This is a genomic window from Microbispora sp. GKU 823, from assembly GCF_002027145.1.
In the GTDB taxonomy this organism is placed as follows: domain Bacteria; phylum Actinomycetota; class Actinomycetes; order Streptosporangiales; family Streptosporangiaceae; genus Microbispora; species Microbispora siamensis.
In genome coordinates, this window is sequence record NZ_MWJN01000003.1 from 146,609 (window position 1) to 157,938 (window position 11,330).

Consider the following 11,330-nt stretch of genomic DNA (forward strand, 5'->3'; position numbering starts at 1 on the left):
CGACCACCACCGGAAAGGAAGCCTCGGCGACCATGCCCGTCACCGAACCGGAGTTCGACGTGAAGGTGGCGGGCAAGGCGCCCGTCGCCGAGGGCGTCGTCCTCCTGAGCCTCGTCCGCCCCGACGGCGGCCCGCTGCCCGCCTGGACGCCGGGCGCCCACGTCGACCTGCTGCTCGGCCCGGGACTGGTCAGGCAGTACTCGCTGTGCGGCGACCCCGGCGATCCCTCGATCTTCCAGGTGGCGGTGCTCAGGGAGCCCGGCGGGCGGGGCGGCTCCGCGTACGTGCACGACCGGCTCGCCGAGGGCGACACGATCCGGGTGCGCGGTCCCCGCAACCGCTTCGGCCTCGCCGAGTCACCCCGTTACCTGTTCGTGGCCGGCGGCATCGGCATCACCCCGATCCTGCCCATGATCGAGGAGGCGGCGCGGCGCGGATCCGACTGGCGGCTGGTGTACGGCGGGCGCACCCGGGCCTCGATGGCGTTCGCCGACCGGCTCGTCCGGAAGCACCCGGGCCGGGTGGAGCTGTGCCCGCAGGACGAGACGGGCCTGCTCGACCTCGACGCGCTGCTCGGCGTCCCGCGGGCGGACACCCTCGTCTACTGCTGCGGACCGGAGCCGCTGCTGGCGGCGGCGCAGCAGCGGTGCGCCTCCTGGCCGAAGGGAGCGCTGCGCGTGGAACGCTTCGTGTCCGCGGCCCGGAACGGCGCGGGCACGGCGGAGAGTACGGCGGAGAGCGCCTTCGAGGTGGAGCTAGCTCTGACCGGAACGACGCTGACCGTGCCGGCGGGACGCTCCATCCTGGAGGTGGTCGAGGAGGCGGGGGTCGCGGTGCTGTCGTCCTGCCGCGAGGGCACCTGCGGCACCTGCGAGACGGCGGTCCTCGGCGGGGTGCCCGACCACCGCGACCACCTGCTCACCGAGGAGGAGCGCGAGGCCGGGGACGTCATGTTCATCTGCGTGTCGCGGGCCCGGTCCGGCCGCCTCGTCCTCGAACTCTGACCCGCTCCGGAGCGGAGGTCGCCGGCCGGCCGCTCCGGCGTCACCGCCGCTCCTCGCCGTCGGCGCCGAGGAAGACGATGTCGAGGTCGTGGAGCCGGTCGGGGACGGCGTCGACGGCGATGCGGGTGATCTTCCCGTCGCTGACGGCGAACGTGAAGACGGCCTTCGGCCGGCCGCGGTGCGACCAGACGGCCGCAGGAACGCCGTCGACCAGAGCGAGCCGGGCGGCCTGAGCTCGTCCGGAGAAGAAGGCCGCCACCGCCTCGGCGCCGCGGATCTCGCCGGCCACGGCATCCGGATCGAGCAGATCGAGCAGGGCGGCGAAATCCCCGTTCCGGGAGGCGGCGAGGAAGGCGGCGACGATGTCCCGCTTCGGGGATCGGGCGGCCTCGGATGCCCCGGCCGCTCCCTGCACCCGGCGCCGGGGCGCGGCTGGCGAGTTGCCGGGCCCGCCGCGGGGGGAGCGGCCGACGATGGCGCCGATCTCGTCGAACGGCACGGCGAAGACGTCGTGCAGGACGAACGCGAGCCGCTCGGCGGGAGTCAGAGTGTCCAGCACCACCATCAGCGCGACACCGACCGAATCGGCCAGCAGCGCCTCGTCCTCGGGGCCGGCCTGGCTCGTCGGGTGGAGGTTCGCGTGCGGCGCGGCCGGCTCGGGCGGCAGCGTCCCGGCCGACTCCTCAGGCCGGGTCCGGCGTGCCTCCAGCATGTTCAGGCAGACCCGGGCGACGACAGTGGTCAGCCACCCGGCCGGATTCTCCACCTGGCCGGTGTCGGCGCGGCTGACCCGCAGCCAGGCCTCCTGCACCGCGTCCTCGGCTTCACCGGGCGAGCCGAGCATCCGATAGGCCACCGCTCGCAAGCGGCCCTGGTGCTCGGCGAACCGCTCGCTCAGCCAGTCCTGCTCGACCATCTGTCACATTCCTTCGTCGCGGCCTGTCATACCAGATGACCGGCGAACCCCTGCCGATGTGACATTCGGGCCCGGTCCGGATGTCCGGCCTGCCGGTTCGGCCGGCGAAAACACCGAAACCACCAGGAGAGAACCATGTCACTGCAGGTGAACGCCATCATGCTCGGCGTCGAGGACCTGGCCCGGGCCAAGAAGTTCTACGAAGGCCTGGGCTGCGAGATCGACACGGACACCCCCCACTTCGTTTCGTTGCGTCTGGGCGAGGGATCTCCGCAGCTGGCGCTCTACGAATGGGAGGCGGCGGCACAGGACGCCGGAGTCTCCGCGGAGGGATCCGGATTCCGCGGTGCCTCGTTCCACTTCAACCCCGACTCGCGGGAAGCGGTGGATGAGATGATGCGGAAGGCGGTGGCCGGCGGCGGCAGCGTGGTCAGGGAGGCGGCCCCCGCCCAGTGGGGCGGGTACTTCGGCTACTTCAGCGACCCGGACGGCTATCTGTGGAAGGTCACCACCTACGCCTCCTGACCAGGTAGACCTCAAACGGAATCCCCGGACGCGCCACACCCGGCGAGGCCGGGGATTCGCCCGTCAGCCACCCCAGGTGCCGACGGTCTCGCCCGAGGCGATCGCCGCGTCCTTGATCCGCTGGTGCACCGCTGTCGCGTCGCCGCCCGGCGTGATCGGGCCGCGCAGCGCGTACACGATGAAGTGGTAGTGGTGCACCCCGCTCGGCGGGCAGGGCCCCGCGTAGGCGGCCTTGCCGTCGCTGCCCGGCAGGACCTTCCCCGGGGCGCGGCCCTCGGGCACGCTCGTCACGGTGACGGGGATGCCGGTCACGATCCAGTGGATGTACGTCCCGCCGGGAGCGTCCGGGTCGTCCACCACGATCGCCAGCTCGCGAGCGGAGGCGGGCACACCGCTCCAGGTGAGCGGGGGCGAGACGTCCTGACCTCCCTGCCGCGCGCACACGTGCTTCCTGGGGATCCTGGCGCCCTCGGCGAAGGCCGGGGTGCTCACCTTCAGAGCGTCCGTGGGCGATGCGCCCTCGGCCGAGCACCCCGGGAGGAGGACCGCCAGGAGGACACCGCCGACCAGCTTGCCGATCTTCATTGGGCCAGGATAGGCGGCCGGAGTGTGTCGGCCCCGTCATCGCGTCCGGCGTGTGCGACACCGGACCGCCGGGATCGGAGCGACGCGGGCGTCCCGCTCCCGGCCGGGAGCGGGACGCCCGGTGAACTCAGCCGTCGATGCGGTGGGTGGTCCAGAACGACGACAGGTCGACGGAGGTGGCGGCCTGGGCGGCGGCCTTGAACTCCGCGGTGGTCGAGACCCCGTACCAGTGGGCCGCGGCGTAGTTCTTCAGCAGGTTCTGCATCGCCGTCGTGCCGATCGTGCGCCGCAGGTCGTGCAGGGCGCACTTGCCGTAGGTGTAGACGACGGTGCCGTACCGGCTCGAATGGGCGTCCCAGTAGGCCATCGAGTTGCTGATCTTCTCGGCCGACGACTGCCAGGAGACGCTGTTCCAGCAGTTGGTGCCCGAGAGGCCGTTGTAGAGGTCGGTGGCGTAGTCGGTGAACGACTCGTCCAGCCACGGGCTGGCGTACTCGTCGTCGCCGACGATCCCGTACCACCATTGGTGGGCCAGTTCGTGGGCGAGCGCGGTGGAGCTGACCACGTCGAGCACGAAGCCCGGGTACTCCATGCCGCCGAACCAGAAGTTGTTGTCCAGCACCACGTCCGCCTCGCCGTACGGGTAGGCGCCGAACCGTCCCGCGTGTGCGACGAGCGCGTTCTTCGCGGTGGTCATCATCGAGCTCGCGCTGCCGGAGCTGATCGAGCTCACCCGGTAGACGTTCACGACGACGCCCGTCGTGGTGGTGCTCGTGGTCTTGACGAACGGCCCGGCCGCCCATGCGAACTCGCGGACCTTCTTCGCGGTCGCCGTGGTGATCGTACGGCCGGACGCTCCCGGCGTGTCGACGGAGGTGCCGGTCGCGGGCACGAGCAGCGACGTCGGGTGGTCGAGCGTCACCGAGTAGTCGCTGGTCAGCGCGTAGAAGGACTCGCCGTTGTTGCTGTACGGGTCGAGGTGCCAGCCGCTCGCGTCGCGGACCGCGAGCACCGGCAGCGCGTTGCCGATGAAGTTGTAGGACCCGTCGCGCCCGAACCGATCGGCGCCGCTGGGCACGACGATGCTGAGGTCGAACCCGATCGAGGCGCTCTGGTTCTGGGCGAGCGGGGCAGGCAGGGCGATCTTCATCGCGGTGCAGGAGACCGACAGCGGGGACGGCGTGCCCCCGGTCACGTTGGTCACGGTGACCGGCGTGGACGGGCATGCCCCGTGGTAGTTGTCCCACAGGCGGAGGTAGACCTCCGTCAGGGGGTCCGCCGACGGGTTGGCGAAGGTGACGCTCTCGTGCCCCGTCCACGTGCTGCCCGAGGCGTTGCTGGTCAAGGTGACCGTGTAGGAGGGCGATCCGGGCGTCCTGGTCCCGTCCACCGCGTGGGCGGCCGGCGGAACGCCCCAGACGAGGACGAGCACGGCCGCCGCCGTGGTGATCAGGAATCGTCGCACCATGAGGAGGGTCTCCCTTCGAGCGCCCGAACCCCCGATCTGCCGACGTAATGTAACTTTTTGTCAAATGTCGGTCAATGATTGCTTTTTGGCCGTTCTGGTGCCTGTATCCGCAAGATTTGCCCCGACCGGCGCTGATCGGCCTTTCACCTAATGCGATTGCATGGACACGGACCGTCATCGATACTCGTCCGGGTGGCAGCCGTACTCGGGGGGTCCAGGGTGGTTCGAACCAGACATGGCAGGACCACCACGGCGATCGTCGCCGCGACCGTGCTCCTGTCTGTCCCTTCCGGCGCGGCCTCCGCCGGCCCCGCCGGTGATCGGCCTATCGACTGCCGCGCCTGGCCGTGGCCGAGCCCCGAGATGGTGAAGAACGTCAGGCCCGTGTACTCACTGACGAGCGGGAAGTGGGGCAACGAGGTGGACGTCACGCTCTGGCGCGGCGACGCGGGCCCGCGCGGGGAGTGGCACTACTGGGCGACCCTCACCGGCCGCACCCGCCCGGGTGACGAGGTCTGGCTCAACGTCTGGCCGCCGGGCGGCGGCCCGTGGCATCGGTGCGGCCCCTTCCCGGTGAGCCGCGAGGGCCAGGCGGTCTCCTCGCCGATGGCCGTCTGGCGTGATTTCACCCTCGTCAGAGCCTGCGGCCGGCACGACGACGTCAGCGCGTGCGGACGCGACAAGGGCGCGATGGTGGACTGACCCCCGGCGGTGCCGGCCGGGGAAGGCCGGCACCGGGATCGTTTGGTCAGCTCGTCGCGCAGGGCGAGCCGTTGAGCGTGAACTGCTGGGGTGCGGGGTTGGCACCGTTGTCCCAGCGGCCGAGGAAGCCGAAGGTCACGCTGCCGCCGTTCGCCGCGATCGTGGCGTTGTAGCCGGCGTTGGTCACCGTGACCTTCGACCCGCTCTGGGTGTACGAGCCGTCCCACAGCTGGGTCACGGTCTGCCCGTTGCCGTACGTCCAGCCGAGCCGCCAGCCCTTCACGGCCGCGGTCCCCCGGTTGACGATCCGGACCCCGGCCTGGAAGCCGCCGGGCCACTGGTTGGTGACCGCGTACGTCACCGTGCAGGTGGCCGCCGGCGTCGGCGAGGAACTGGGAGAGGGGACTGGGGCGACGGGGACGGGCTGGGGCTCGCGGAGGGCGACGGGCTGGGGAGGGGCTCGGGACGGCGAGGGGGACGGTGAGGGAGAAGGCGACGGGGAGGGCGACGGGCCGGTGCCGGCGGGGATCACGATGGTGCTGATCGAGTTGGCCGGGAACGTGCCGGTGAAGCCGCCTGCCCCGACCTGCACGTCGGCGTCGCGCCTGATGGCAGACGTGTCGGCCGCCCCGTAGCGGTAGACCTGGGCGGTCGCTCCGCCGTCGCGTCCCTTGACGGCGACCTCGCTGGTCAGGTCGTCGCCCGTCTTGTTCACCACGACGAGCGTGAGCGCCTTGTCGGAGGCGCGCTCGGCGGCGTACACCGCCAGCTTGCCCTGGTCGGCGCTGGTCGCGCCGACCGCCGTCTCGCCGAACCGGCCGCCCTCGCCGTCGTAGTTGAGGTACATCCGGAAGGCGTACGCGCCGGGCTGGGAGGCCGTGGGCGGCCCCCACAGGGTGGCGAGGTCGAGGCCCTCGCGGCCGAAGATGCCGAGGATGTCGGCCTGGGCCAGGGCGCCGTTGATGTGGTCGAGGGCGCCCCAGTTGTACTCGGTGATCGCGGTCTTGGTGCCGGGATACTCGGCGGCCACCAGTTCCTTCATCCGGGGGATGAGCCGCACCTGCGTGTTGATCCAGCTCTCGTCCGTGTACGACGGGTCCCACAATGCCCGGGTGGAGCGCAGCCGCAGGGCGTCGGTGGCCGGGTCGCCGCCGGAGCCGAAGGCGACGCCGGACGCCTGCGGGTAGAAGTGCTCGTCGAAGTAGTCGAGGACGCGCAGGCCGTGCTCGTCCTCGTACTTCTTCATCTGCCGCAGATACCACGTGGTGAACGGAAGGCCGCCGCGGACCTCCTTGTCCGGCGGGTTCGACCAGCAGTTCGTCCGGCCGCAGGTCTCCTGGTCGAGGCCGGAGTAGTCCCAGGAGGACCAGCCCCAGCCGACCGGACCGAGCGTCTTCGCCCCGGGGTCGGCGGCCTTCACGGCGGCGCCGATGAGGTAGGCCTTGTCGCGCAGTTCGACGGAACTCGCACCCTCGGGGTGGACGTCACGATGTGTGCTGTGCCAGATATCGGGCTCGTTGTCGAGGTTGTAGAACTTCACGCCGCCGCCCGCGGCCGTGCCGTACCTGCCGGTGAGGTGGCCGATCCAGTCCTTCACGTACGCCGCCCCGGCTTCGACGCTCGTGTCGTGGGGGTCGTTGCCGGTGATCTTCGTGCCGTCGGGCTTCACGCCGTTGCCGCAGTCGGGACGCCACTGGTCGGTCTGCTGCTGCGGGCCGTACTTGGCGACGGAGAACCCGCAGGAGGCGTCGCGGCCCTTGGGGACCCAGCCGATCAGCGGGACGGTGAGGATGGTGTCGGTGCCGGTGCGCCGGTCCTGCTCGACGAACCGGTCGGTCGTCGAGCCGTCCGGCAGTTTCGACGGGTCGGCGTTGTCCTCGGCGATGTTCTCGAAGTACCAGTCGGAGGCGCGGTTGCTGGTGTCGTACAGGTAGTTGTAGCGGGTCGTCGCGTTGCCGCCCCACCGGCGTACGGGGAGGCGCAGTTCCTTGGCCAGCGCCTCGTCGGCGAAGTTCATCCCGTAGATGTACGGGCTGATGGGGTGCCGCCCGGTGGTGGCGTCCACCGTCAGCGCCGGGCCGTCGGCGGCCGCGAGGGCGGGCACCTGCCCGGCCGCGCCGATCGACAGGGCGATCGCCGCGGTGAGGGCGATCGGGAGCGTTCGCGTTCGCACGGGTCTCCTCTCGAGTCCCTGGGGTCGTGGAAGTCCTGGGGCCGCCGGATGCGAGGGGAGCACCCGTCGCGCGGCCAGGCCATCACGCTGGCCAAGACCCGGGCGGGGGAACAAGAACGCGGTTCGCTGGAGTACGGCGGATAGGCGTTGAGCAGCCACACCCTCTCACCTGCCGGTGGAAGTTTCACGAGGACACTGGTTCCACGGGTCGAGACCGGGCGGTGCTCGGTCCGTCCGCGCTGTCCGGGCGGCCCGAAGCGGGCAGGGCACGGAGGTCCCGCTTCCGCGTCGGGCCCACGAGGGCGTCAGGTGGCCACGAGGTCGAACGACTCCCATGGGCCGATCGCGTCGCGGTTGGCGATCAGGGGCTGGGCGCCTCCGCTCTCGGCACAGACGTACCTGCCGTTCGCCTGCGCCCTGAGGCTGATCGTGCCGTCCGGGTTGGCGACCTGCCGGAAGGTCTCCCAGGGGCCGATCGCGTCGCGATTGGCGATCAGGGGCTCCGCCCCGGCGCTCTCGGCCGTCACGTACTTGCCGTTCGACCGGGCGCGCAGCGCGATGTCGCCACCGCCGAGGTCGATCCGGTCGAACTGCTCGTTCACGCCGACGCCGGACCTGCTCGCGACAAGCGGTGACCCGGTGGCGGCGGTGACGTACAGGTTGTTGGCCCGGGAACGCAGGCTGACGGCGGGGGCGCCGCCCTGCTGAGTGCGGATCCGGAGGGCGTCCACCATGCCGACCGATGTGGTCCTGTTGACGATCTTGATGCTGTGCTGTCCGTTCGCCAGGCCGGTCTTGCTGTAGACGACCTGCTGGACCTGCCTGGCCCCCGGCACGTACAGGTTCACGTTGGCTTGGAAGACGTCGTCGATGTAGACGTCCACGTTGCCCATGTCGCCGTTGCGCTCGGACAGGTAGTCGACGCCGGTGCCGGTGAAGGTGTATCGCGCGGTCGCCCCAGCCGTGGTCGTGTGGTGGGTGTCGTCGTTGAAGTCGCCGTAACCGCGGGACGTCGTGTGGTGCCAGTTCGCGTCGTAGGTGAGCTCGGTGTCGTTCACCAGTCCGCTCTGCGTGGCCCCCAGACCCAGCGTGGACGCGGTGCCGCTCAGGGTCTTCACGCCCTGGTTCGCCGTGCCGGTCAGCCGGGCCTGCGCGTACGAGCTCAGCGGCTTGGCCGTGCGCTCGACCACGTAGACCGCGCCGGGGGCCGTCGCGAACGTGATCTCGGTCCCGGAGCCCGTGGTCAGGATCGCACCGTCGGACACCCGCCGGACCCGCGCCTGCTGGCCGTTCCACGGGTTCACGACCGTGGCCTGCTTGCCGTACAGGCTCTTCAGACCGACGTACTTGACCTCGCCGGCCTCCCGCTCGGCGCTGACGAGGAAGCCGTCCTTGGCGAGGAGCGTGAACTTCCCGGCGAACGACGCGTCGCCGGGCACGGCCGGGAACACCCGGATCCTGTCGTTGTAGCTCTGCATGAGCGACTCGTTCAGCGCCGTCAGGTGTACCCCCAGATACTCGAAGACGCCGTTGGTGTTGTTCGTCATGCCGTTCGGATAGTTCTGGTACTTCTGCAGCATGGTCCTCATGCCCTGGTAGGCCTGGTCGCCGAGGCCCAGCCGGGCGGCCTGCACGGCGTCGTTGGACCACACGTTGCCATAGGGGAAGGGCCGCTGGTTCCAGGTGTTCAGGGCCGTCTGGTAGTCGGGGGAGCCGATGCCGGTCACCTCGTACGGCCAGATCAGCTCGGCCGCCACGTTCTCGTTGTTGCGGGTCTGGGAGAGGGGCGGCTGGTGTGGCTGGTAGGCGCCGTTGGAGACGACGTACGGCGTCAGGTGATCGAGCACGTCCTGCCAGGTCGACCGCAGGCCGGAGTCGGCCCCGAGCTGCGCGCTCACCCGTATCGCCAGCGGGAACAGGCTGCGCACGGCCGCCAGGTCGGTGATCGCGTTGCGTACGTTCCAGTACGTCTCGTGGGAGTTGGAGTTCGCCATGTAGTAGGTGCCGGTGGCCGTGTCGCGGGACAGCATGGCCGAGTAGAACTTCGCGGTCTCCCGTATGAAGGGATAGGCCACGTTCCGCAGGTAGTCCGCGTCGTCGGTATAGCGGTACCGCATGTACATGCTGTAGGCGGCCTCGTAGCCGGTGGACAGGATGTTCTTGGTGTAGTCGCTGCCGACCGTGCCGCGCGCGTTGCCGTCCCAGCCCATGGTCTCCGGCACCCACAGGCCGTCCACGCCGTACCGCGTCTGGGTGTACGCCTTCAGGGCGGCGTAGTTCCGGCTGTACAGGTTGTCGTGCCGGTCGATGAGCTCGGTGTGGTTGGAGGCGAGGAAGGACAGGTAGACGTCGCGCTGGTTCCAGTACCAGTACGCGTTGCTCCACTTCGTCTCGTCCCGCGTCGCCCGGAAGACGCCGTTGATGAAGTGGAAGGGGTAGTTCCCGTGGCCGCCGGCCGCGATCATGTAGGTGGACAGGTAGTACACGTTCTCCAGGTAGTCGGCGTCGCCGCCCAGGCCGGAGTACTGCACGAACGACCTGGCCCAGAACGCGTGCCACCAGTTCTTGTAGCCGGTGAACGTGGTGGCGTACCCGGCCGACCTGACCGAGCTCAGCTGGGTGCGGGCCTGCGCCACGGAGTCGCGGCCGGGGGCGTTGATCCGGCTCGCCGCGGTGAACCAGATCGTGTAACTGGAGGCCGGCGTGACGGTCAGCCGGACCGTCCGCGAGTCGACCACCTGGGTGGAGAAGCTCGCGCCCTCGACCGTGGCCGCCAATGTGTAGCCGAAGCCGTTCGGATCGGACTGCCCCCGGCTCAGCCCGGCCATGCCGGCATCCGCGAACGTGGAGATCGTCCTCCATGTGTTCAGATCGGGCACGTCGCCGCTGTTGGTGACGGTGGCGGGGTCCCACATGCTCAGCGTGAGGGTCACACCGGACACGCCGCCGCGCGCGTCGTCCACATGGATGCCCATCACCTCGGAGTTCGGCGACCCCATGACGGTGACGGTCCGGTCGTCGTCGTACTTCGTGACCAGAGTGCCGTCATAGAGGGACAGCCGCTGCTGGTAGGTGGAGTAGCCCGAGTCCATCGCCGGGGTGGTCGCCAAGTTCACCAGGCCGGCGGCGTACGCGGACTGCTCGGACAGGTCGACCCCTGACGTCTGCATCGTCAGCCCGTTCTGGCTCCAGACCATGGCGCCGGTGCGGCCGTTGCCCACGGTCAGGCCGTACAGAGGGTTGGTGTTGGGCCGGTTGTAGACGACGTCGTGCTTGGACAGGTAGCTCGCGTAGTCGACGTTCAGCGTGCCGCTCGCCTGGTCGAAGGCGGCGTCGGCCGCCGAGGCGCGCGCCGGGGCGGCGATCCCGCCGGTCAGCAACCCCGCGAGGAGCGCGGGCAGCGGCAGGAGCCGCAGGAGCCTCATCACATGGCTCACCCTTTCGTGGTGGTGGCCGCCCCCTGACGGGTGGACGCGTCGCGGCATGGCGGATCCGCCTCCCGCGGTCCGGCGGGAGACGGGGAGTCGGTGCGGCGGTGAGTGAGGACGGGAATCACGGGGTGGAGAGGCCGCGCGGTGCCGTGCCGGCTGTCGGCGACCGGATCGGCGCCGCGCGGGCCTCTCCCCGTGTGTCACAGCCCGGGGGCTTCGCACGCCGCCTCCGGCACGAGGTGGCGCACAACCGCGATCTCCGGACTGTCAGCCGCAGTTAACATCGGATGTTTCTGTCCGTCAAGGGCCTGTGATGTCCCGATTTATTGTGATCGTTCACAATGCTGGACAGAGAGAGATCGGATGTAAGCAGCGATCGACGGTCGGCGATTATCGCCTTGACTCCCGTCGCCGGGCGCACGCATGCTGCTCTCACGGTACACAAAACGTTTTGCGGGTCGAACGGACAGAAGTGGGGGCACATGGCGGAAGCTGCCGGCGCCGGGTCCTGGTGAGGGCGCCGCCG

At 70.2% G+C, this 11,330-nt stretch carries 8 protein-coding genes; 3 read left to right on the forward strand and 5 right to left on the reverse strand.

The genetic code is table 11. The features are described 5' to 3' along the window. The first annotated feature begins 32 nt into the window (after window positions 1-32). Complete coding sequence (locus tag B1L11_RS03470) at window positions 33-1,004, forward strand: PDR/VanB family oxidoreductase (protein WP_079313100.1); 972 nt, start codon at window positions 33-35, stop codon at window positions 1,002-1,004. A gap of 40 nt (window positions 1,005-1,044) precedes the next feature. On the opposite strand, the gene B1L11_RS03475 is transcribed toward B1L11_RS03470, so the two are convergent. After that, a complete protein-coding gene (locus B1L11_RS03475) occupies window positions 1,045-1,920 on the reverse strand; it encodes a sigma factor (RefSeq protein ID WP_079313102.1) in 876 nt (291 codons plus the stop codon). A gap of 135 nt (window positions 1,921-2,055) precedes the next feature. Here B1L11_RS03475 and B1L11_RS03480 point away from each other — a divergent pair, with 135 nt between their 5' ends. Further along, complete coding sequence (locus tag B1L11_RS03480) at window positions 2,056-2,445, forward strand: VOC family protein (protein WP_079313104.1); 390 nt, start codon at window positions 2,056-2,058, stop codon at window positions 2,443-2,445. Window positions 2,446-2,508: 63 nt separating this feature from the next. On the opposite strand, the gene B1L11_RS03485 is transcribed toward B1L11_RS03480, so the two are convergent. Next, entirely contained in the window at window positions 2,509-3,030 is a 522-nt protein-coding gene (locus B1L11_RS03485) for a YbhB/YbcL family Raf kinase inhibitor-like protein (RefSeq protein WP_079313106.1), read from the reverse strand. Window positions 3,031-3,157: 127 nt separating this feature from the next. Next, window positions 3,158-4,498, reverse strand: coding sequence for a M1 family metallopeptidase (locus B1L11_RS03490; protein ID WP_079313108.1), 1,341 nt, complete (start codon window positions 4,496-4,498; stop codon window positions 3,158-3,160). 384 nt (window positions 4,499-4,882) lie between these two features. Here B1L11_RS03490 and B1L11_RS03495 point away from each other — a divergent pair, with 384 nt between their 5' ends. Continuing rightward, window positions 4,883-5,200, forward strand: coding sequence for a hypothetical protein (locus tag B1L11_RS03495; RefSeq protein WP_143736870.1), 318 nt, complete (start codon window positions 4,883-4,885; stop codon window positions 5,198-5,200). Between the two features lie 46 nt (window positions 5,201-5,246). Here the strand turns inward: B1L11_RS03495 and B1L11_RS03500 are convergent, their stop codons facing one another. Both B1L11_RS03500 and B1L11_RS03505 read right to left on the reverse strand, forming a co-directional pair. After that, entirely contained in the window at window positions 5,247-7,373 is a 2,127-nt protein-coding gene (locus B1L11_RS03500; RefSeq protein WP_079313112.1) for a glycoside hydrolase family 44 protein, read from the reverse strand. Between the two features lie 305 nt (window positions 7,374-7,678). Further along, window positions 7,679-10,810: a hypothetical protein gene (locus tag B1L11_RS03505; protein ID WP_218670875.1), complete on the reverse strand. Its 3,132-nt coding sequence runs from the start codon at window positions 10,808-10,810 to the stop codon at window positions 7,679-7,681. Window positions 10,811-11,330: the final 520 nt, after the last annotated feature.

Coding starts and splice junctions, on each gene's coding strand:
- B1L11_RS03490 (WP_079313108.1), bottom strand. CDS start 4,498: ATGGTGCGACGATTCCTGATCACCACGGCGGCGGCCGTGCTCGTCCTC.
- B1L11_RS03480 (WP_079313104.1), top strand. CDS start 2,056: ATGTCACTGCAGGTGAACGCCATCATGCTCGGCGTCGAGGACCTGGCC.
- B1L11_RS03475 (WP_079313102.1), bottom strand. CDS start 1,920: ATGGTCGAGCAGGACTGGCTGAGCGAGCGGTTCGCCGAGCACCAGGGC.
- B1L11_RS03485 (WP_079313106.1), bottom strand. CDS start 3,030: ATGAAGATCGGCAAGCTGGTCGGCGGTGTCCTCCTGGCGGTCCTCCTC.
- B1L11_RS03470 (WP_079313100.1), top strand. CDS start 33: ATGCCCGTCACCGAACCGGAGTTCGACGTGAAGGTGGCGGGCAAGGCG.